General features: G+C 29.5%; 22 protein-coding genes and 1 riboswitch. Of the genes, 16 read left to right on the top strand and 6 right to left on the bottom strand.

Going from position 1 to position 23,126, the window contains the following annotated elements; genetic code table 11:
- Window positions 1–6: 6 nt before the first annotated feature.
- Window positions 7–903 carry a radical SAM protein gene (locus CM240_RS05730; protein ID WP_044039776.1) on the top strand — a complete coding sequence of 299 codons (897 nt, stop codon included), beginning with the start codon at window positions 7–9 and terminating at the stop codon, window positions 901–903.
- A 31-nt stretch (window positions 904–934) separates the two neighbouring features.
- Here the strand turns inward: CM240_RS05730 and CM240_RS05735 are convergent, their stop codons facing one another.
- On the bottom strand, window positions 935–1,900 hold the full coding sequence (locus CM240_RS05735; RefSeq protein WP_051483720.1) for a DHH family phosphoesterase: 966 nt from the start codon (window positions 1,898–1,900) through the stop codon (window positions 935–937).
- A gap of 279 nt (window positions 1,901–2,179) precedes the next feature.
- Window positions 2,180–2,278, top strand: a riboswitch (glycine riboswitch).
- Between the two features lie 58 nt (window positions 2,279–2,336).
- Here CM240_RS05735 and CM240_RS05740 point away from each other — a divergent pair.
- On the top strand, window positions 2,337–3,716 hold the full coding sequence (locus CM240_RS05740; protein ID WP_044037314.1) for an alanine/glycine:cation symporter family protein: 1,380 nt from the start codon (window positions 2,337–2,339) through the stop codon (window positions 3,714–3,716).
- 50 nt (window positions 3,717–3,766) lie between these two features.
- Here the strand turns inward: CM240_RS05740 and CM240_RS05745 are convergent, their stop codons facing one another.
- The gene (locus CM240_RS05745; RefSeq protein ID WP_044037321.1) at window positions 3,767–4,621 is read right to left on the bottom strand and encodes a polysaccharide deacetylase family protein; all 855 of its coding nucleotides are present in this window, start codon (window positions 4,619–4,621) and stop codon (window positions 3,767–3,769) included.
- A 13-nt stretch (window positions 4,622–4,634) separates the two neighbouring features.
- A complete protein-coding gene (gene abc-f, locus CM240_RS05750; RefSeq protein WP_044037323.1) occupies window positions 4,635–6,551 on the bottom strand; it encodes a ribosomal protection-like ABC-F family protein in 1,917 nt (638 codons plus the stop codon).
- 163 nt (window positions 6,552–6,714) lie between these two features.
- Between abc-f and CM240_RS05755 the strand changes: the two genes are divergently transcribed.
- The 6 genes from CM240_RS05755 to CM240_RS05780 all read left to right on the top strand — a co-directional run bounded on the left by CM240_RS05755 (window position 6,715) and on the right by CM240_RS05780 (window position 12,181).
- Complete coding sequence (locus CM240_RS05755; protein WP_044037325.1) at window positions 6,715–7,341, top strand: redox-sensing transcriptional repressor Rex; 627 nt, start codon at window positions 6,715–6,717, stop codon at window positions 7,339–7,341.
- Between the two features lie 128 nt (window positions 7,342–7,469).
- Complete coding sequence (locus CM240_RS05760; protein ID WP_044037326.1) at window positions 7,470–8,255, top strand: short-chain-enoyl-CoA hydratase; 786 nt, start codon at window positions 7,470–7,472, stop codon at window positions 8,253–8,255.
- A gap of 18 nt (window positions 8,256–8,273) precedes the next feature.
- Window positions 8,274–9,413 (top strand): acyl-CoA dehydrogenase, encoded by a 1,140-nt coding sequence (locus CM240_RS05765; protein ID WP_044037328.1) that lies wholly within the window; start codon window positions 8,274–8,276, stop codon window positions 9,411–9,413.
- 15 nt (window positions 9,414–9,428) lie between these two features.
- Window positions 9,429–10,208, top strand: a complete 780-nt coding sequence (locus CM240_RS05770; RefSeq protein ID WP_044037330.1) for an electron transfer flavoprotein subunit beta/FixA family protein — start codon at window positions 9,429–9,431, stop codon at window positions 10,206–10,208.
- A 20-nt stretch (window positions 10,209–10,228) separates the two neighbouring features.
- The gene (locus tag CM240_RS05775; RefSeq protein WP_044039778.1) at window positions 10,229–11,239 is read left to right on the top strand and encodes an electron transfer flavoprotein subunit alpha/FixB family protein; all 1,011 of its coding nucleotides are present in this window, start codon (window positions 10,229–10,231) and stop codon (window positions 11,237–11,239) included.
- Window positions 11,240–11,332: 93 nt separating this feature from the next.
- Window positions 11,333–12,181, top strand: a complete 849-nt coding sequence (locus CM240_RS05780) for a 3-hydroxybutyryl-CoA dehydrogenase (RefSeq protein WP_044037332.1) — start codon at window positions 11,333–11,335, stop codon at window positions 12,179–12,181.
- A gap of 48 nt (window positions 12,182–12,229) precedes the next feature.
- Here the strand turns inward: CM240_RS05780 and CM240_RS05785 are convergent, their stop codons facing one another.
- Window positions 12,230–12,496, bottom strand: a complete 267-nt coding sequence (locus tag CM240_RS05785) for an ATP cone domain-containing protein (RefSeq protein WP_044037334.1) — start codon at window positions 12,494–12,496, stop codon at window positions 12,230–12,232.
- Between the two features lie 166 nt (window positions 12,497–12,662).
- Here CM240_RS05785 and trmB point away from each other — a divergent pair, with 166 nt between their 5' ends.
- From trmB to CM240_RS05820, 7 genes are all read left to right on the top strand, one after another.
- Window positions 12,663–13,313, top strand: coding sequence for a tRNA (guanosine(46)-N7)-methyltransferase TrmB (trmB, locus tag CM240_RS05790; protein ID WP_044037336.1), 651 nt, complete (start codon window positions 12,663–12,665; stop codon window positions 13,311–13,313).
- Between the two features lie 60 nt (window positions 13,314–13,373).
- A complete protein-coding gene (locus tag CM240_RS05795; protein ID WP_044037338.1) occupies window positions 13,374–14,108 on the top strand; it encodes an SDR family oxidoreductase in 735 nt (244 codons plus the stop codon).
- Window positions 14,109–14,192: 84 nt separating this feature from the next.
- The gene (locus CM240_RS05800; RefSeq protein WP_044037339.1) at window positions 14,193–14,390 is read left to right on the top strand and encodes a ferredoxin; all 198 of its coding nucleotides are present in this window, start codon (window positions 14,193–14,195) and stop codon (window positions 14,388–14,390) included.
- 272 nt (window positions 14,391–14,662) lie between these two features.
- On the top strand, window positions 14,663–16,591 hold the full coding sequence (locus CM240_RS05805; RefSeq protein WP_044037340.1) for an aconitate hydratase: 1,929 nt from the start codon (window positions 14,663–14,665) through the stop codon (window positions 16,589–16,591).
- Between the two features lie 186 nt (window positions 16,592–16,777).
- Window positions 16,778–17,974 (top strand): argininosuccinate synthase, encoded by a 1,197-nt coding sequence (locus CM240_RS05810; RefSeq protein WP_044037342.1) that lies wholly within the window; start codon window positions 16,778–16,780, stop codon window positions 17,972–17,974.
- 2 nt (window positions 17,975–17,976) lie between these two features.
- Window positions 17,977–19,290 (top strand): argininosuccinate lyase, encoded by a 1,314-nt coding sequence (gene argH, locus CM240_RS05815; RefSeq protein ID WP_044037344.1) that lies wholly within the window; start codon window positions 17,977–17,979, stop codon window positions 19,288–19,290.
- 162 nt (window positions 19,291–19,452) lie between these two features.
- Window positions 19,453–21,186: a phosphoenolpyruvate carboxykinase (ATP) gene (locus tag CM240_RS05820; protein WP_044037346.1), complete on the top strand. Its 1,734-nt coding sequence runs from the start codon at window positions 19,453–19,455 to the stop codon at window positions 21,184–21,186.
- Window positions 21,187–21,211: 25 nt separating this feature from the next.
- Here the strand turns inward: CM240_RS05820 and CM240_RS05825 are convergent, their stop codons facing one another.
- Together CM240_RS05825 and CM240_RS05830 are read right to left on the bottom strand one after the other, a co-directional pair.
- Window positions 21,212–21,412 carry a DUF378 domain-containing protein gene (locus tag CM240_RS05825; protein WP_044037348.1) on the bottom strand — a complete coding sequence of 67 codons (201 nt, stop codon included), beginning with the start codon at window positions 21,410–21,412 and terminating at the stop codon, window positions 21,212–21,214.
- A 67-nt stretch (window positions 21,413–21,479) separates the two neighbouring features.
- Window positions 21,480–21,944, bottom strand: a complete 465-nt coding sequence (locus tag CM240_RS05830) for an Lrp/AsnC ligand binding domain-containing protein (RefSeq protein WP_044037350.1) — start codon at window positions 21,942–21,944, stop codon at window positions 21,480–21,482.
- Window positions 21,945–22,162: 218 nt separating this feature from the next.
- Between CM240_RS05830 and CM240_RS05835 the strand changes: the two genes are divergently transcribed.
- Window positions 22,163–23,125, top strand: coding sequence for an asparagine synthetase A (locus tag CM240_RS05835; protein WP_044037352.1), 963 nt, complete (start codon window positions 22,163–22,165; stop codon window positions 23,123–23,125).
- The last annotated feature ends 1 nt before the right edge of the window (window position 23,126 follow it).

Below are 23,126 nucleotides of genomic sequence, written 5' to 3' on the forward strand. Positions count from 1 at the left end.
AATAAAATGATTTTATTAGAGAGTTGCAAGCTATGCCCAAGAGAATGTGGTATAAATAGACTTGAAGGAAAGGTTGGGTTTTGCAAGTCTGGAAGAGATATCAAGATTTCTAGAGCTGCACTTCATAGGTGGGAAGAGCCGTGCATATCAGGAACTAATGGGTCAGGAGCAGTATTTTTTTCTAATTGTACTCTTGGATGTGTATTTTGTCAGAACCATCTTATAAGTCAAGAAGGCGTTGGAAAGGAAGTATCTATATTAAGACTTAGTGAGATATTTTTAGAGTTACAAGAGAAAGGTGCACATAATATAAATCTTGTAACTGCAACACAATATGTTCCTCAAATAATATCTGCATTGGATATCGCTAAGAACAAAGGGCTAAATATTCCTATAGTATATAATACAAGTGGATATGAAAAGATAGAAACTTTAAAACTGCTAGATGGTTACATTGATATATACATACCTGACTTTAAGTATTTAAATAACAAATTTTCTATTAGATATTCTAATGCAAAAGAATATAGTATTTTTGCAACAAAGGCTATTGAAGAAATGGTATCACAAGTAGGAAATCCAACATTTGATGAAAATAATATATTGCAAAAGGGTGTTATAGTGAGGCACTTAATGTTACCAGGACTATTGTTTGATTCTAAGAAAATAATAGATTATTTATATAAGCAATATGGAGATAAAATATATATCAGTATAATGAATCAATATATTCCATTAAATAATGCTAGTAAATATGATGAAATAAATAGATATTTAGATAACAGACATTATGATAGTCTTATAAATTACGCTATAAAATTAGGAATAACAAATGCTTTTATACAAGATGAAGGAACTAATATAGAAAGTTATATACCAGAATTTAATGGAGAAGGAGTATAGGAACAAATATTGTTCTTATACTCCTTCTATGTTAATTAATATGAAGAAAAAATTCTTCTGTTTTATTAATCATATAATTAGATATATTAATAGATTTATGTATTTTATAGAAAGATTCAGCACTGATAAAGCCTCCAGCTTTATGATTATGTCCGCCGCTAGAACCATAATTTTTAGAGATAAATTCAGCTAATTCAGTAGCTTTTAGTTTATTATTGCAACTTCTTATAGAAAATTTAATACCATCTTTATTTTCATAATAAACGATACAAGTATCAATGGTATCAACTTGGATTGCTAAATCGCTTATAAATCCTAGTATATTTGGGTCACAAGGATCCGATTTAAAAGTAGCAAATCTATTCTTTTTATTCATTTTGCAGTTTAGTAAAGCCAACCCTGCAGTTGTCAAATCATTTAATGACAAATTTGAATTAATAAGTTGCTTTATAATATAAATATCAAAAGTGAGAGAATCTTTCATAGTTCTATCATTTTCATTATATAGCTCTGAAAAGTTATTAGAGTCAGTTAATAATCCGTAATACAGAGCTGTAGATAAAGAAATATTATTGTTTAGAGAAAAATTTTCTTTATTTAGAAGCATCCATATAAGAGTGGAACAGCTTGCTAAATTAGGATGAATACAATTAAAATCTGAAGTAGTATTATTAGTTATATGATGATCAAAAATACAAATATTCTCTCCAGGAAATTTTGTAACATTTGATTGAGCATATTGACAATCAACTGTTATTAGAAGATCAGGATTTTTTAAAGTAGTAACATGCTCTATAGGTATTTTTAATAAATCTATCATAAGTATAATATTAGGTTTCGTAATAATATTTCCAGAATAAATTAATTTTACAGATTTATTGTGTGATTTGAAGTAACAATATAATCCGTAACCGGAGGCTATAGTATCAGCATCTGGGTTATCATGGCACTGAATAATAATATTATTAAATTTTAGCAATGTCGAAAGCTTAAGCATAGAAAATATACCCCCTTAAATATATTACAATTATAACAAAAAATAATACAATTAAAAAGATAAAGTAATAATGAAATAATAAGATAATAAATGAGAAATAATAGATATTAAATATGAAGAAATATATTGAAAGTAATTATATATAAATGCTTGTTTTGAATAAGAAATAATAATATAATTTACAAGAAATAAAAAGTGTTCGGATGAAGATTGCGGGAGAGGGTTAGTCCGCCGAAGATGAAAAAACTTTCAGGCATCGTTAAGATATGGACCGTAATTGGACGAGCCCTTGGAGAGACTCATTGATAGAATGAGCACCGAAGGAGCAAGATAGATTAAACTATCGAAACTCTCAGGTAAAAGGACAGGGGAGAGGAGTAAAAAAGAATATAATAAACTCCAATCTTCTCAAAAGATACGTTGAGGAGGAAAATTTATGGAGATACTAACAGAAGTCTTTGAAAAAATTAACAATATAGTATGGGGGCCACCGTTACTCATACTATTAGTAGGAACAGGAGTATATTTGACTATAAGGTTAAATTTACTTCAGGTGTTCAAATTGCCATTAGCATTAAAATATGTTTTTGGAAAAGATGAAGAGAAAACAGATGATAAAGCCAAAGGAGATATATCTTCATTTGCAGCTTTATGTACAGCTTTATCTGCTACTATTGGTACCGGTAATATTGTAGGAGTAGCTACAGCAATACAATATGGAGGACCAGGAGCATTATTTTGGATGTGGATTGCAGCTTTTTTTGGAATGGCTACAAAATACGCAGAGGGAGTTTTAGCCATAAAGTATAGAGTAGTAGATAAAAATGGAGAAATGTCTGGTGGTCCTATGTATTATATAGAAAAAGGATTAGGACTAAAGTGGTTAGGAAAGATTTTTGCACTTTTTGGAATTGGTGTTGCATTTTTTGGGATTGGTACATTTGCACAGGTAAATGCTATATCCAATTCAACAAAAATATTGTTTAATGTACCATTAGTAATAACAGCTACTATTATAACTATTCTTGTTGCAATTGTTATATTAGGTGGAGTAAAAAGGATATCTAAGGTAGCAGAAAGTGCTGTGCCATTTATGGCTATATTCTATATATTAGGAGTAATTCTTTTATTAATATGTAACATTAAAGAGATTCCACATGCCATATCGCTTATAATAACTAGTGCATTTAATCCTAAGGCAGCTTTAGGTGGAGGTGCAGGAATAACAGTTGCTATTGCAATGCAAAGAGGTGTAGGAAGAGGAGTTTTTTCAAATGAAGCAGGTCTTGGAAGTGCACCAATTGCTGCAGCAGCTGCAAAGACGAATTCACCAGTAAAGCAAGGATTGATAACTATGACCGGTACCTTTTTTGATACAATAATAATTTGTACAATGACTGGACTAGCATTAGTAGTTACAAATGTGTGGAGTAATGGTGCATTAGAAGGAGCAGAATTAACTACAGAAGCATTTATGATAGGAATACCGATATCATATATAGGAAAATATATTGTTAATATTGGATTAATTTTCTTTGCTTTCACAACTATTTTAGGATGGAATTATTATGGAGAAAGATGTACAGAATATATTTTTGGGATAAATGGAATTAAGCCATATAGATATATTTATATAGCATTAGTAGCGATAGGTGCATTTTTACCACTAAATTTAATATTTATAATGGCAGATATAGTAAATGGATTAATGGCTATACCAAATTTAATAGCGTTAATAGGCTTGAGTGGAGTAGTTGCTTATGAAACAAAGAAATATTTTGAAGATATAAAGGAAGAGAAGGTTAATATAGAATAAATTAAGGCTATTGTAGAACATAGATTGTTGTTTTACAATAGCTCTTTTTATTAATTTATGAAAGTTTGAAAATTACTTTTAAAGGATTCTAAAGACATTGGAGATATCCTAACTCTTTTTAATGAAGTTAATCCTTGACTTATATTAGCCAAACCTGGTTCAGTTGTTACTGCTAATTTAATCCCTAAAGAAGATACAATATTTTTAGTAGATTCATCATATCTACCAACTGGATAGCAAATAAATTTACTATCTATATTTAAATTTTCTTTAAGAAAGTTTTGAGCATTTTTTATAGATGATATTTTAGCATCATCACTAATATTTTTTAGTTCTTGATGATTTGAAGTGTGGCTTTCGATTATCATTCCATTAGAATACATTTCTTTCAACATATCAATATTCATAAATCCAGGTTTTGTACCGATATAATCAGTGATAACAAAGAAATTGCCTATTAGTCCATATTTCTGTAAAATTGGATATGCGTTAATATAATTATCATCATATCCATCATCAAAAGTAATTACTACAGGTTTTGCAGGAACATTACCAGTAGTTAATGAATAATACAATTCATCTAAAGATAATGAAGTAAAACCATTGTCGTGAAGCCAAGCCATTTCACTTTCAAATTCAGAAGGAGATACTAATAATGTATTAGATGGATCTCTATCTGAAATTGAGTGATACATTAAAATAGGTATAAAAGTATCAGAAATAGGCTTAGATACATAATTCAAAGATTTTTTTAATTCAATCCTTGAAGATACTATATTATTAACATTCAAGTTATCATAAGATAATTTTGAATCTAAATTTGAATACTTTATATATGAAGTAGAAAGCAATATACAAAGTATTAATGAAATTACAGTTGAGATAATAAAAATATATTTTTTCATAAAACCCCCAAATTTATAAAGATAATTCTTCCCAACTAGAATATAAAGATTCTAATTTTTCTTCATTAAGTTTAATTTCATTATTTACTTCAATAGATTTTTCTGGGTTGCTGTAAATTTCTTCTAAGCATAATTGCTCGTTTAGGGTCTTTAAAATATCTTCAACATTAGATATTTCTTCTTCAATCTTTTTTAATGTTTTCTTTTTTTCTCGCTGAGCTCTTTCTTCTTCACGTTTCTTTTTCTTTTCAGCTATTATTTTTGTTTTAGTTTTTCCATCAAAAGTATCTTCTAGTTCAAATCTCGTTGGATTTGTTTTCTTTTCTATATAGTATGAATAATTCCCCAGATATTCTTTCATTTGAAATTCTTCTAATTCATAAATTCTATCAACGACTTTATTTAAGAAATATCTGTCATGAGAAATTACCAATATAGTGCCATCATATCCTAAAATGGCATCTTCTAGAGCTTCTCTAGAAGGAATATCTAAGTGATTAGTAGGCTCATCTAATAATAAAAAATTGCTTTGAGATAGCATAAGTTTTAATAGATTAATTCTACATTTTTCTCCTCCACTAAGATATTTTATCTCTTTAAAAACATCATCGCCTCTAAATAAAAATGCAGCTAGGGCACTACGAATTTCTGTAGTAGTAAGTTCAGGAAAATCATCCCAAACCTCATCAATAATAGTCTTATCTAAGCATAAGTTCTTTTGCTCTTGATCATAATATCCAATATTAACATTTTTACCTAATACAGCAATTCCAGAGTCTTTAGGTATTACACCTCTTATTATGTTAAATAGGGTAGTTTTACCACGACCATTTTCACCGATAATTGCAGTTTTATATCCTTTTTTTATCTCAAAACTGATATTAGAAAATAAATTTTTAGTTTCAAATTTCTTACTAAGATTTTCAACATGAAGAACATCGTTACCACTTTTAACAGAGGTTAAGAAAGTAATTCTAGCAGAAGGTCCTTCTTTAACAGGTGCCTTTATACGTTCAATTTTATCTAAAGATTTTTGTCTACTTTCTGCAGCTTTAATAGATTTTTCCCTATTAAAAGATCTATATTTTTTAATAATTTCTTCTTGCCTTTTTATTTCTTCTTGTTGAAGATTATACGCCTTTAAATCAGCTTCATATGCTTTTTTCTTTTCTTCTAAAGAGTTTGTATAATTTCCATTATATATTCTACAGGTACCATTGAATACTTCCATAGTTTTATTTGTTATAGCATCTAAGAAATATCTATCATGAGAAATTATAATAAGAGTACCTTTATAATCTTTTAAATAATTTTCAAGCCAATTAATAGCATCTAAATCTAAATGATTTGTAGGTTCATCTAAAAGAAGGATATCTGGATTTGTTAATAATAATTTACAAAGAGCTACACGAGTTTTTTGTCCTCCACTTAATATAGATATATTTTTATTAAAATCAGCTTCATTAAAGCCAAGCCCTTTAAGTACTTTTGATATATCACCTTTATAAGTATATCCACCTTTTATTGAATATAGTTCAGTAAGTGTGGTAAATTTGCTAATAAGTTTATCATGATAATCTGAATTACTTTCATCATAAGGTTCTTTTAATTTTTCTTCCAAATCAAGTAGTTGCTTTTCTATTGATAGCAATTCATCGAAGACAGAAAGCAATTCACTGTAAATAGTATTATCACTATGTAACGAGAGATGTTGAGATAGATATCCCACTTTTTTATTTTTATCTATAAAACATTCACCGGAATCATAGGACAATTCACCAGAGATTATTTTAAACAAAGTAGATTTACCAGCACCATTGGCACCTATTAATCCTAATTTTTCCCCTTCATTTAAGGAAAAAGTTATATTTTCTAGTATTACATTTATTCCATAGCTTTTATGGATGTCTTTACAACTAATGACAAACAAAATAATCACCTCTAAGATATTGTACTATTATAAAGAGTTTTTTTGTAGATGTTTTTAAATTATAGTATAAATTTATATTTTAAAATTGTATAATTAAAAGATGTAGATAATTATTTAACAATCTAGTGATTTATATAAGTCATTTAATATAGGGAGTGAAAACATGGATAAAAAAAAGATTTCTATGGCAGTAGTGAGGAGATTGCCAAAATATCAAAGATATTTAAAAGAATTGATGGTGAATGATGTTGATAGAATCTCTTCTAAGGAGCTTTCGGAAAAAATTGGTTTTACTGCATCGCAGATAAGACAAGATTTAAACTGTTTTGGAGATTTTGGTCAACAAGGATATGGATATAATGTAAAGGATCTATATAATAAAATATGTGAAATTTTAGGATTAAATAGAGAATATAGCACTATAATTATCGGAGCTGGTAATATTGGTCAGGCTGTGGCCAATTATATGAATTTTGATAAATTAGGATTTAAGTTAACGGGGATTTTTGATATTAATCCTAAATTAATCGGGCTAAAAATTAGAGATATAGAAATAATGGATACTGATTATTTAGATAAATTTTTAAAAGAATCAAAAGTGGATATAGCAATTTTATGTGTACCTAAAAATAGTGCTCAGAGAATTACTAATGTATTAATCGATGGTGGAGTTCAAGGTTTATGGAATTTCGCTCCTGTAGATTTAGTGGTTCCTGAAAACATAATTGTAGAAAATGTACATTTAAGTGAAAGTTTATTAACAATATCTTATCTTATGAACAGGAGATAAAAATTGTATTGAAATCTATATCATTGGAAGATATAATATAATATGTAAGTATTATATATACTTTGGGGGTAAATTTTTTTAATTATATTTGTTATTTGTTTAACAAATTTTAAGTAGGAGGATTAGTCATGGAGTTAAAGAATGTAATCCTTGAGAAAGAGGATAATATTGCTGTTGTAACTATCAATAGACCTAAGGCATTAAATGCATTAAATAGTGAAACATTAAAAGAATTAGACTTAGTGTTTACAACTATAGAAAATGATGATGATGTTTTAGCCGTTGTTTTAACAGGAGCAGGTGAAAAAGCATTTGTTGCTGGAGCAGACATATCTGAGATGAAAGATATGACAGTTCTTCAAGGAAGAAATTTTGGGAAACTTGGGAATAATGTATTTAGAAAAATCGAAACATTATCAAAACCTGTTATTGCAGCAGTAAATGGTTTTGCGTTAGGCGGTGGTTGTGAACTTTCAATGGCATGTGATATAAGAATCGCATCAAATAAAGCTAAATTTGGGCAACCAGAAGTTGGGTTAGGTATTACACCAGGATTTGGTGGAACTCAAAGATTATCTAGATTAGTTGGTATGGGGATGGCTAAAGAGCTAGTATATACTGCAAAAGTAATAAAAGCAGATGAAGCATTAAGAATAGGTCTTGTAAATTCTATTCATGAGCCAGAAGAATTACTTAATAATGCAAAAGCTTTAGCTAAGACAATAGCTAGTAATGCACCAATAGCGGTTAAGTTATGTAAAGAAGCTATTAATAGAGGTATGCAAGTAGATATAGATACAGCATTAGCTTTTGAATCAGAAGCATTTGGTGAATGTTTCTCAACAGAAGATCAAACTGATGCAATGACAGCATTTGTAGAAAAAAGAAAATTAGATAGATTTAAAAATAAATAATAGGGGGTAAGGGACAATATGGATTTCGCATTGACAAAGGAACAAAAGTTCATTCAAAAGATGGTAAGGGAATTTGCTGAAAATGAAGTAAAACCATTAGCAGCGGAAATAGATGAAACAGAAAGATTCCCTATGGAAACTGTAGAAAAAATGGCTAAATTAAATATGATGGGAATTCCGTTTGCTACAGATTATGAAGGAGCAGGTGGAGATACATTATCTTATATTATAGCTGTTGAAGAATTATCAAAAGTATGTGGTACAACAGGGGTTATTTTGTCAGCTCATACTTCATTATGTGCATCATTAATCAATCAACACGGAAATAAAGATCAAAAAGCTAAGTACTTACCAGATTTAGCTTCCGGAAGAAAAATTGGTGCTTTTGGATTAACAGAGCCAAATGCTGGAACTGATGCGGCAGGTCAACAAACTACAGCTGTATTAGAAGGAGATCATTATGTTTTAAATGGATCAAAAATATTTATAACAAATGGTGGAGTTGCTGATACTTTTGTTGTATTTGCTATGACTGATAAGAGCAAAGGAACTAAGGGAATATCTGCATTTATAATAGAAAAAGGATTCAAAGGTTTTTCTATAGGAAAAGTTGAAAATAAATTAGGTATAAGAGCATCATCAACTACTGAACTTATTTTTGAAGATTGTATAGTTCCAAAGGAAAATTTAGTTGGACAAGAAGGTAAGGGATTTGGAATAGCAATGAAGACTCTTGATGGAGGAAGAATTGGTATTGCTGCTCAAGCTTTAGGAATTGCAGAAGGAGCATTTAATGAAGCAAAGGCTTATATGAAGGAAAGAAAGCAATTTGGTAGGAGCTTAGATAAATTCCAAGGATTACAATGGATGATGGCTGATATGGATGTAGCTATTGAATCAGCTAGACATTTAGTATACTTAGCAGCATGGAAAAAAGACCAAGGACTTCCATATACAGTTGATGCTGCAAGAGCTAAGCTTTTAGCTGCAAATGTAGCTATGGATGTAACAACAAAAGCTGTTCAAATGTTTGGTGGATATGGATATACAAAAGAGTATCCAGTTGAAAGAATGATGAGAGATGCTAAGATAACTGAAATTTATGAAGGTACTTCTCAAGTACAACAAATGGTTATCGCTGGAAGCATTTTTAGATAATGAGGGGGTATATAAATGAAGATAGTAGTTTGCATAAAGCAAGTTCCAGATACAACAGCTGTTAAAATAGACCCAGTTAAGGGAACATTAATTAGAGATGGTGTTGCATCAATAATGAACCCAGAAGATAAACATGCTTTAGAAGAAGCATTAGCATTAAAAGATAGCTTAGGCGCTCATGTTACTGTTATTACTATGGGATTACCACAAGCAGAAGAAATATTAAGAGAAGCAATGGCTATGGGAGCAGATGAAGCTATTTTACTTACTGATAGAGTACTTGGCGGTGCAGATACTCTTGCTACATCAAGTGCACTTGCAGGAGCTTTAAGAAAGCTTGAATATGATATCATATTCTGTGGAAGACAAGCTATTGATGGAGATACAGCTCAAGTTGGACCTGAAATTGCAGAACACTTAGGAATTCCTCAAATAACATATGTTCAAGATGTTAAGGTGAAAGGAGATAAATTAATAGTAAATAGAGCTTTAGAAGATGGTTATGAAATTATCGAAGTAAAAACTCCAGTGCTATTAACTGCAATAAAAGAATTAAATGAGCCAAGATATATGAATGCAAAGTTAATATTTGAAACATTTGGCAAGGAAGTTAAGGTATGGAGTGCCGATGATATAGATGTAGATAAGGCTTCATTAGGATTAAAGGGTTCTCCTACAAAAGTTAAGAAGAGTTCTACTAAGGAAGTTAAAGGTGCTGGAGAGATTAAAAATTTACCAGCAAAAGAAGCTGCAGCATATGCAGTAGAAAAATTAGTAGAGAAACATTACATCTAAATTATGGGAGGTATTGAATGATGAATATAGCAGATTATAAGGGTGGCGTTTGGGTATTTGCTGAACAAAGAGACGGCGTACTTCAAAAAGTATCATTAGAGCTTGTTGGAAAAGGTACAGAAATTGCAAAAAAATTAGACACTAAAGTAGTAGCAGTATTACTTGGTGAAAATATAAAATCGCTTGCAGATGAATTAGTAGCACATGGTGCTGACGAAGTTTTAGTTTGTGAAAGTCCATTATTAAAAGATTTTACAACAGATGGATATACTAAAGTAATCTGTGATTTAGTAAATGAAAAGAAACCAGAAGTATTTTTAGTTGGAGCTTCTTTCATAGGAAGAGACTTAGGACCAAGAATAGCTGGAAGATTAAAAACTGGATTAACTGCTGACTGTACAGGATTAGATATTGATGCTGAAGGTGGATATCTTTTAGCTACTAGACCTGCATTTGGTGGTAACTTAATTGCTACAATCGTTTGTGAAAATCACAGGCCACAAATGGCTACAGTAAGACCAGGAGTTTTTGATAAGCTTCCTGAAAGTGATAGAAAAGGTGAGATTGTAGATGTAGAAGTTGCTTTAACAGAAAGTGATATAAGAACTAAGGTTATAGAAAAAGTTAAAGTTGAAAGGAATGTTGCTGATATCTCTGAAGCTAACTTTATAGTTGCTGGTGGAAGAGGAATAGGTTCAGCTGAAGGATTTGAACTTTTAAAAGAATTGGCAGATGTTTTAGGTGGAGAAATTGCTGGTTCAAGAGCTGCGATAGAAAAAGGCTGGATTGATAAAGAACTTCAAGTTGGACAAACTGGTAAAACTGTTAAACCAACAATTTATATTGCAGTTGGAATATCTGGAGCTATTCAACATACAAGTGGTATGGCTGATTCAGAATATATAATTGCTATTAATAAAGATGAATCAGCACCTATAATGAAATTAGCTGATCTTGCTTTAGTAGGTGATTATAAGAATGTTGTTAAAGAACTTATTGAGCAAGTAAAAGCTAAAAAAATGGAAGATTAGATATTAGAAACAAGAAAGAACAGCTGACTTATTAAATTTTCAGTTGATTCTTTCTTCTAAATTAAAATATATAGCTAGAAAGGGGATTTTAGTATGAAGAAGGTATGTGTAATTGGTGCAGGTACTATGGGGTCTGGAATTGCTCAAGTATTTGCAGTAAAAGGATATGAAGTTGTATTAAGAGATGTAAAAGATGAATTTATTGAAAGAGGATTAAATGGGATAACTAAAACTTTTGATAAATTAGTTTCAAAAGGAAAAATGACAGAAGAAGATAGGGTTGCTGCGTTGACTAGAATAACAGGATCTACTAATATAAATGATGTAGCAGATTGTGATTTAGTTATAGAAGCTGCTGTTGAAAATATGAATATTAAGAAGCAAATTTTTGCTGAACTTGATGAGGTATGTAAAGCTGAGACAATTTTAGCTACTAATACTTCTTCACTTTCAATTACTGAAGTTGCAGCAGCTACTAAGAGACCAGGAAAGGTTATTGGAATGCACTTCTTTAATCCAGCTCCAGTAATGAAGCTTGTTGAAATAATAAGAGGTATGGCTACTGAACAAGAAACTTTTGATGCAGTTAAGGAGCTTACAGAAGCTATAGGAAAGCAAGGTGTTGAAGTTGCTGAAGCACCTGGATTTGTTGTGAATAGAATTTTAATTCCAATGATCAATGAGGCAGTAGGTATTCTATCAGAAGGAATAGCATCTGTTGAAGATATTGATACAGCTATGAAACTTGGTGCTAATCATCCAATGGGACCATTAGCACTTGGAGATCTTATTGGATTAGATGTATGTCTTGCTATTATGGATGTATTATTTAAAGAAACTGGAGATTCTAAATACAGAGCTAATTCATTACTTAGAAAATATGTAAGAGCTGGATGGCTTGGAAGAAAGAGTGGAAAAGGATTCTACGATTATTCAAAATAGAAATTAATAAAAATGTTGCAAAGTTACTTTGCAACATTTTTTATTGATTTATATTAAATTATGAGAAAAATAGCTTTTAGCAATATCTCTAAAACCTAATTTTATTAATGATTTTATTGTTATACCAACTAATTCGTATGTTGAAGTATTATCTTTTCTTATTTTATTCAATACAGTGATAATTTCGTTGCTAATATCTTTAATGTCTGATGAATTTAAAGAGAAATTTATATCATTTGAAGCATTTATTATTGAAGTTTGAATTTTTTCGATATTTAGGTTTTGTATAGATCCATCCTTTTTTATTACGTTCATTATAGTCACCCCTATGTGATACTTATTAATATATTGATATAAAATATATCGGATAAATTATGATAATATTTATAGGGATTTTAATATATTTATCTTTTACTATTTGATAAAAGGATATTATATATGTATAATAAATTTTGAAACAGAAAAGATGGAGTGAATTATTATGAGAATTAGAAGAAAACCATGGGCGAGACCAGAGCTTGAAAGTTGTGATTTTTTTATAACAAACCCTAGAGAATATAAAGGGAAATGGCAACAATTATTTAATAATGATAATCCGATTTATTTAGAGCTTGGATGTGGTAAAGGAACTTTTGTCTCAGTTCATGGATCAAAAAATAAAAATATTAATTATATAGCTATAGATATAAAAGATGAAGTATTAGTATTAGCAAAGAGAAATATAGAAAAAGAGTATATTGATAATGGTGTTGATTTAGATAATGTAAAACTAATGGCATTTGAGATTGCACTTATTAATGAAATTTTTGATAAGGATGAAATAAGTAGAATATATATTAACTTTTGTAATCCTTGGCCAAAAGAAAGACATAAGAAAAGAAGGTTAACCCATACAAGGCAATTATTACAGTACAAAAATTTCTCAAAGCCAGGAACGGAGATATGGTTTAAGACTGATGATGATAATCTATTTGAAGAATCATTAGAGTATTTTAAAGAATGTGATATGGATATTAAATACATAACCTATGATTTACACAATAGCGACTTCGAAGGTAATGTAGAAACAGAACATGAAAAAATGTTTTCAGATATGGGTATTAAGATAAAGTGCTTAAAAGCAATTATATAGTATGATATTAAGATTAACTCAGTTAAGATGCTGAGTTATTTTTAGATAGAGGTGAAAAAAGTGAAACTTGATGGAAAAGTAGCATTAATTACAGGAGCATCTAAGGGGATAGGAAAAGAAATCTCAAAAGAGTTCATAAAGAATGGTGCTACAGTTATTATAAATTATAAAAATGATACAGAATATGGTGATATAACTTTCAATGAATTGCAGCAATATGGTATTGTAGAGAGGTTTATTGGTGATGTATCTAATGAAGAATTTGTTGTTTCAATGATAGATTCAATAATAAGTAAATATGGTAAGATTGATGTGTTGGTAAATAATGCCGGAATATCTTCTTTTAATATGTTAGTTGATACTACTATAAGTGATTTTAATAATATAATGGATATTAATTTTAAGTCAGTTTATCTGTTATCTAGGGAAGTTTTGAGATCAATGATGTATGCGAAAGGTGTTATTCTTAATATATCATCTATGTGGGGGGAACATGGATCTTCTTGTGAAACAATCTATTCTGCTTCTAAAGGCGCTATAAATGCATTTACAAAAGCATTATCAAAAGAAGTATCATCTATGGGAGTAAGAGTTAATGCTATTGCACCAGGAGCCATTGATACAGATATGAATAAACACTTTACGGAAGAGGAAAAAAAAGATATAGAAGAGATGTGTTCACTTGGAAGATTGGGAACAGCAAAAGAGATTGCTAAGGTTGCATTATTTTTATGTAGTGATGATAGTTCATTTATTACTGGAGAAATAATAAACGTAACTGGTGGAAAAATCTAAACATATTTTATGAATAAAATATATATTTAAACATAATAATATAGATAGTTAATATAAAATGTTTAAAAGGTATGGAGGTACGAAATGAAAGCTATTGTAAATAAAGATACTTGCATAGGATGTGGTTTGTGTGCATCAATGTGTCCTGAAGTTTATAATTTAGATGATGAAGAAGGTAAAGCAGAAGCGATTGAAGAAGAAATAGATGAAGCTTTAATAGATGAAGCGATGGAAGCTAGAGATAGTTGTCCTGTTGAGGCTATTGATATTAAAGAAGATTAATATATGTATGATTTAGTAAACCTAATATAAAAGGTACACATCTTATGATAGAAGATAATAAGATGTGTACCTTTTATTTTGCAAAATAGGTTATAAATGATAAGAAAATAATGTAACTAATAAAGTGTTGTAGAAAAAATAATTATAGTAATTTATAATGAAAACTACGTTCTTCTTACAAATACATTAAACACATAGCTTGCAAAAATATTCAACAAAATGTAATATATTATGTAAGAAATAATTTTATTACAGAGGGGGCAATCAGAAACATGGGGTTAACTGTGGCAGAAAAAATAATTAAAGCTCATTTAGTTAAAGGTGAAATGAAAACAGGAAAAGAAATTGCAATAAAAATTGATCAAACACTAACTCAAGATTCAACAGGAACAATGGCTTATTTACAATTTGAAGCTTTAGGAGTAGATAGAGTAAAAACTAAAAAATCAATTGCATATATAGATCATAATATGTTGCAAAGTGGTCCTGAAAATGCAGATGATCATGCATATATACAAACTGTAACAAAAAAACATGGAATATATTTTTCAAAACCAGGTAATGGTATATGTCATCAGGTTCAATTAGAAAGAATTGGTGTTCCTGGATATACATTATTAGGATCAGATTCGCACACACCTACTGGTGGTGGAATTGGAATGTTGGCCATTGGAGCAGGTGGACTAGATGTTGCTGTGGCAATGGGCGGTGGTGAATACTACTTAACAATGCCAGAAATAGTAAAAGTTAATTTAAAAGGTAAATTAAATAAAGGTGTTGCAGCAAAAGATGTAATACTAGAAGTATTAAGACAATTAACTGTAAAAGGTGGAGTTAATAGAATAATAGAATATACAGGAGAAGGAGTTAAGTACTTGACTGTTCCTGAAAGAGCTACCATTACAAATATGGGTGCAGAGCTTGGAGCAACTACTTCAGTATTTCCAAGTGATGATACAACAAAAGAATTCTTAAAAGCACAAGGAAGGGAAGATGATTTTACAGAAATTCTTCCAGACAAAGATGCTATTTATGGAAAAGAAATTGAGGTTAATTTAAGTGAATTAACACCACTTGTTGCAAAACCACATATGCCTGATAAAGTAGTATCAGTTGAAGAAGTAAAAGGAATTAAAGTAAATCAAGTAGCTATAGGAAGTTGTACAAATTCATCTTATGCTGATATGATGAAGGTTGCTAAAATATTAAAAGGTAAAACAGTAGCAGAAAATGTATCACTTGTAATAGCACCAGGTTCAAGACAAGTGTTAACTATGCTTGCAGAAAATGGGGCTTTAGCTGATATGGTTGCTGCTGGAGCAAGAATTTTGGAATCAGCATGTGGACCATGTATTGGTATGGGACAATCTCCATGTACTGATGCTGTATCACTTAGAACATTTAATAGAAACTTTGAAGGAAGAAGTGGAACAAAGTCTGCTAATGTATACTTAGTAAGTCCTGAAATAGCAGCCGTATCTGCAATTGAAGGGGTAATATCAAATCCATGTGATTTTGATTTAGATTTAGATGTTGAAATGCCTAAGGAATTTTTAATCAATGATAATATGATTATGGAACCAGCAGAACATTCTTCAGAGGTAGAAGTTGTAAGAGGTCCAAATATAAAACCATTCCCTAAGAATGATGCACTTACAGATGTAATTGAAAAGAATGTATTAATTAAAGTAGAAGATAATATAACTACAGATCATATAATGCCTTCTAATGCTAAGCTTTTACCATATAGATCAAATATACCATATCTAAGTGAATATTGCTTAACTCCTTGCGATGAAGAGTTCCCTAAGAGATGTAAGGAACAAGGTGGTGGATTTATAGTTGCAGGAGAAAATTATGGACAAGGTTCATCAAGAGAACATGCTGCATTAGCACCAGTATATTTAGGTATAAAGGCTGTAATGGCAAAGTCTTTTGCAAGAATTCATAGAGATAATTTGGTTAATAATGGTATTTTACCATTAACATTTGATAATGCAAGTGACTATGATACTATAGATTTAAATGATATATTGGTTATTGATAATGCTATTGAATCAGTTAAAGAAGGAAAAGTAACTGTTTGTAATAAGACAAAATCACTAACATATAGTTTATCTTTAACTGTAACAGATAGGCAAAAAGATATGCTTATGGCTGGTGGATTATTGAATATGATAAGAGAAAAAAATAACAAATAACAAATAATAAATAATATAAATAAAAGCTACTATAAAGATTTGTTTTTATAGTAGCTTTTAATATATAAATATTTATACATAAATATTGCATAAATATAAAATGTGATGTATAATCGTACTATAGAAAAGGAAAAAGATAGGAGATATCTATTTTGACTATATATATTATTGTTAGGGGGATTAATAATGAAGGAGAAAGTAGTATTAGCTTATTCAGGGGGACTAGATACATCAATTATTATTGCATGGCTTAAAGAAAATTATGATTATGATGTTATAGCAGTTTGTTTAAATGTAGGACAAAATGATGATATGGAAGCTGTAGAGAAAAAGGCATATGCTTCAGGGGCTAGTAAAGTATATATAGAAGATTTGAGAGAAGAATTTGTAACAGAAAGTTTATATATGGCAGTTAAGGCGGAAGCTAAGTATGAAGGTAAATATATGCTTGGAACTTCACTTGCAAGACCTATAATGGCTAAGAGATTAGTAGAAGTAGCAAAAAAAGAAAATGCATCAGCTATTTGTCATGGTTGTACAGGTAAAGGTAATGATCAAGTACGTTTTGAATCATCAATTTGGGCTTTTGATCCGTTTATGAAAATAATAGCTCCATGGAGAATTTGGGATATAAAATCAAGGGAAGATGCTATAGATTATGCTAATGCTCATAATATTGAGATATCAGTAACTAAGGCAAAAATATACTCAAGAGATGAAAATTTATGGCATATATCTCATGAAGGTGGAGATATAGAAGATTTAAAAAATGAGCATAAAGATGAAATATATATGAAAGGTGTTTCACCTATAGAAGCAAAAGATGAACCAACATATGTAGAAATATATTTTGAACAAGGAATTCCTAAAAAAATTGATGGTGTTGAACTTTCTCCCGTTGAATTAATGATGAAATTAAATGAATTAGGCGGAGAAAATGGTATAGGAGTAGAAGATCTTATAGAAAATAGACTTGTTGGAATGAAATCTAGAGGAGTATACGAAACACCAGGTGGAACAATTCTATATAAGGCTCATTCTATATTAGAAAGTGCTACTTTAGAAAAAGATGCTATGCATTATAAACAATTAATTTCAATTAAATATGCAGAAATGATTTATGAAGGAAAATGGTTTACTGATTTGAAACATGCACTAGATGCATTTATAAATGAAACTCAAAAGAATGTTACTGGAACTGTTAAAGTTAAGTTATATAAAGGTAATATAAAACCAGCTGGTATATTTACTGAACACGCTTTATATGATGATGAAATATCTTCTTTTGGTGCTTCTGATATGTATGATCATAAGGATGCTGAAGGATTTATTAAATTATTCTCTCTTCCAACAAAAATTTCAGCTATGAAAGGGAATAAATAACTATGAAACTTTGGGGTGGACGTTTTAAAAAAGGTGAAAGTAAACTTATGGAGGATTTTAATTCCTCCCTTCCTTTTGATAAAAGGCTTTATTATGAAGATATAACAGGAAGTATAGCTCATGTTACTATGCTTAAGAATTGTAATATAATATCAGAAGAAGAGGGAAATGCTATAAAAAAAGGCTTGGAAGATTTACTTAGTGATATTGAAGCTGGAAAGGTATTAATTGAAGGAACTTATGAGGATATTCATTCTTTTGTAGAGATAAACCTTATAGAAAGAATTGGGGATGTAGCTAAAAAGCTTCATACATCTAGAAGTAGAAATGATCAAGTAGCTTTAGACATGAGATTATATACAAAAAAATCCGCTATAGTTATTAAGGAATATTTAGAGAAATTAGTGAATACATTAAATAAGGTAGGAGAGGAAAATCCATATATTATGCCAGGATATACTCATCTACAAAGGGCACAAGTTGTAACATTCACACATCATATGAAAGCTTATGTATCGATGTTTAGTAGAGATATAAAGAGAATAGAAAATGCTATAGATATATTAGATGAGTCACCACTAGGGTGTTGTGCATTAGCTGGTACTACTTATAATATAGATAGAGAATTTACAGCAAAGGAATTAGGTTTTAAAAAGCCTGTAGATAATTTCTTGGATGGTGTATCAGATAGAGATTATTTAATTGAACTTAGTGGAGATTTTTCAATAATAATGATGCACTTATCACGTTTATCAGAAGAACTTATTTTATGGAGTTCAAAAGAGTTTGATTTCATATTAATTGATGATGAGTTTGCTACTGGTAGTTCTATCATGCCTCAAAAGAAGAATCCTGATGGACCTGAACTTATAAGAGGTAAAAGTGGTAGAGTATATGGAACTCTTATATCTTTATTAACAACAATGAAATCTTTACCACTTGCTTATAATAAAGATATGCAAGAAGACAAAGAAATGTTTTTTGATAGTTTAGATACTGTTTCAAAATGTCTTATTGTTATGGAAAGAATTATTGCAACAATGAAGATAAAAAAAGAGTCTATGAAAAAAGCTGTAAAAGCTGGATTTTTAAATGCTACAGAAGTTGCTGATTATTTAGTAAATAAGGGTATGGCCTTTAGAGATGCACATAAGGTAGTAGGGGAAATAGTATTGTATTGTGAAGAATCTTCCAAGGCTATAGAAGATTTATCATTAGATGAAATTATAAAGTTTTCAAATTTATTCTCACAAGATATTTATGAATTTATAAATTACGAAAATTCAATTAAAAGAGGAATAAAGAAAAATATGTAAGGTGGCAAATTTGCCACCTTTTAAATTTATTTAATGCAGATTTAATAGAAAAGTTTTAAAAATTAATTGAATTTTGCAATATTCACACTATACAAATTTCATAAATGTGATATAATAGAGAATAGTTATGGTAGAAAAATATATGAAATAGGGGGGCTTCCAGTGAAGAAAGAATTTTCTATTAGTAGAGAAAAAGCTATGATAAATTTCACTGCTAAGTATTGTAAGACACCAGCTCAATTACTAGAGAGTGAAGGATTTGAAAGGGTATTAGTAAGTTATTTAACATCTATTGAAAAAAAGAAAGATACTTTATATACATTTTTAATAGAAGGATTTAAAACTGATAATATTAAAGTACTTCAAGATAAGATTACAGGCATGTTAAAGCTTCTTGTGGTAATGAGTGCTGAAGAAATTGCAAAGTTGAATAAGGAGTTTGAAGGGTTAGTAGAATCAAGAGAATTATGTGTAAAATTAGTAGAAGGTATATATGGATATTGGAGAAGATTAGAAAGATATACAATAGTACAACATTCTAAGATAAATGAAGGATTAGAAAATGTATCCTTCATTGAAGCGAATACTGAGTTTTCAGCATTAGTACTTAGCACCTATAGAAAAATTGAGAAGAATATTGTTGGAGTTAAGCCTAAGGTATATAGACAATTACCAGCAGGTGGAAATGTAGGATTAATAACAAGCAACTTTAAGTGGAATCTTCCAGAAGAATATGCTGTACTTAAAGATATAGCATTTATTGATGCAATAGTTATAGATGCACCATTTATAATATATCCTAAAAGGAATACAAGAGATGGAGTTTTCAAAGAAGTTTATGAAAACCCATTAAATTATTGTAAGCTTACAAAAGAACATTGGTTTTGTTATAGAGCAAAGGTTGGAGAGTTGTTAGCGTACGTATATTTCCATAGAGATTTTATGGCACATGGAGTAACAATGTGTAACCTTTTTGAGATGGCAGACCCAGAAGAAGTTAAGGGTAAAAAACCAGATATCGTATATGTTTTTGGGGCTAAAGACGAAGTAGGAGATAAAACTGTATTTTATCATGATAAAGAAAATGATATTATGCTTGGATACGTTTCATACAATGAAAATATAGATTATTTTGGTTATATGAAAAAAATGACATTAACTCTTCACAATGTAAAGATGATTGAAGAAGGATATTTACCTATTCATGGAGCTATGGTTAATTTAAAATTAAAAAATGGATCAGAAGCAAATGTTGTAATAATGGGAGATAGTGGAGCAGGTAAATCTGAATCTTTAGAAGCATTTAGATCATTAAGTGAGGATTATATAAGTGAGATGACAATAATATTTGATGATATGGGTGTTGTTAAGATTAAAGACGGAAAAGCAATGGGATATGGTACAGAAACTGGTGCATTTGTAAGACTAGATGATTTAGATCCTGGTTATGCATTTAAAGAAATGGATAGAAGTATATTTATGAATCCTGATAAAATAAATGCTCGACTTGTTATGCCAGTAGCTACTTATGAAGAAATCACTAGAGGATATAAGATAGATATGTTCTTATATGCAAATAATTATGATGATGGAGAAGAGCTTGAATATTTTAATAGCAAGGAAGAGGCTCTACCAACATTTAGAGATGGAGCCAGAATGGCAAAAGGAACTACTACTGAAAAGGGATTAGTGAAATCATTCTTTGCAAATCCTTTTGGCCCTGTTCAAAAGCAAAAAGAAACTGAAGTATTATTAGATAAGTATTTTTCTAATTTCTTTGAGACAGGCGTTAAGGTTGGACAATTAAGGACAAGACTTGGAATAAAAGGAAAAGAAAAAAATGGGCCATTAAAAGCAGCTGAAAAATTACTAGAAGCAATTAAAACAATAAAATAAAAAAGAGTAGCATTGCTACTCTTTTTTAATTTCTATACTCTTCTCGGCCTAAGAAGGAAATAGCGTATATACCTGCTAATCCAACTAATCCGTATATGATTCTAGAAAACATAGATGTAATACCAAAAAGAGAACCAATTAAGTTATAATTAAAAAAACCAATTAATCCCCAATTTAATGCACCAATTACGATTAATATAAGTGCAATAGCATCTAATACTTTCATATAAAAACCTCCTAAAAGTTTTATATGATTAGTATTCTCAAATAATCATAAAATATAATACTTTATTTTATAATTCTATATTTCTATCAATAGGTTGAGATAAAGAGATAAGTGTATCAGTTCTTTGTATGCCTTCAATAGCTTGAATTTTATTAAGAAGAAGGTCTTGTAAATCAGATATATTTTTACAAATTACCTTCATAAATATAGAATATTCTCCAGTAGTATAATGTAATTCAACTATCTCTTTTATGTTATTTAATGATTCCAAAACATTAGGATATGAAGCAGCTTTGTCAAGATAAATACCCATAAAGCAAGTAACATCATAGCCTAATTTTGAGTTATCAATCATAAGCTTAGTACCTTTAATTATGCCCATATCCTCCATTTTTTTCATTCTGACATGGATAGTTCCACCGCTAACATGACATTTTCTTGCGATTTCTAGAAATGGAGTTCTAGAATCCTTTATTAAAATATCAAGAATTTGTAGATCTAACTCATCTAGACCATTTATATTTAAATTCATATAATCACTCCTAAGTATCTTTTGAATTAATATTATTATATCGAGCCATTAATAATTTATCAAAAACAATGTAAAAAATCAATAGAAATATTTCAATATATTAATGATTTCAATAGATTAATAATAATATGTTAAAAAAATCACTTATAAATTAAAAGTATTGAAATAAGTAAAAAATGGTATTATTATATTATTAAGACATGTTTGGGGGTAATTTTATGAAAGATGTTATTAATAATGAAGAAATTGAAGCGTTAGAAAAAGTTGTAAAGAAAGTTAAGAGACCAGAACTTAAAGAAATTTTATCAGTACAACAACAAATATTAAGAGCAATAGATGAGTTTATGATTAAAGAAGATGTAACTAGAGTAATGCCATTAATGATGGCACCTATAACTGATACATTAAATCATGATGTTGAAGAAACTGAATTAAATTATTGTGGTCAAAAATTTGATGTTATGAAATCTATGATATTTCATAAACAATTAATTTTGATGAATGAGGGGTTAGAAAAAATATATATAGTATCTCCTAATATAAGATTAGAGAGACCAGAAAGAAATGATACAAGACATTTATTTGAATTTTCTCAAGTAGATTTCGAATTTAAAAATGCAAAAATGGATGACGTATTGTCATTTATAGAAAAATTAGTATCATATGTATTTAGTGATTTGAAGGAAAAATGTTCTAAAGAAATAATTAATATAGCTGGATCTTTAGATCATTTAAATATTAGCAAATCTTTTGATAGATATAGAACAGAAGATTTATATGAAAAATATGGAGAAGATTTTGAAAAGATAGCATCAGAAAAAGCTGTGGAACCTTTCTTTTTAATAAATCATAAGAGAGAATTTTATGATAAAGAAGATTTAAATAATCCAGGAACGTATTTAAATTATGACTTAATCTGGCCTAGAGGATATGTTGAAGGATTAAGTGGTGGAGAAAGAGAATTTGAATATGAAAGAATATTAGTTAGAATGGATGAAATAGGCCAATCTAGAGAATTGTTTAGAAACTATATTGAAATTGCTAAGAGAGGGTTGTTGCCTCAAACGGCTGGTGCAGGATTAGGGGTGGAAAGAATAACTAGATATGTATTGCAATTAGATGGTATAGATGATGTTACTATTTTTAATAGAAAACCTGGTGAAACACCATATATATTCTAGT

Source organism: Clostridium bornimense, assembly GCF_000577895.1.
Lineage (GTDB): Bacteria > Bacillota > Clostridia > Clostridiales > Clostridiaceae > Clostridium_AN > Clostridium_AN bornimense.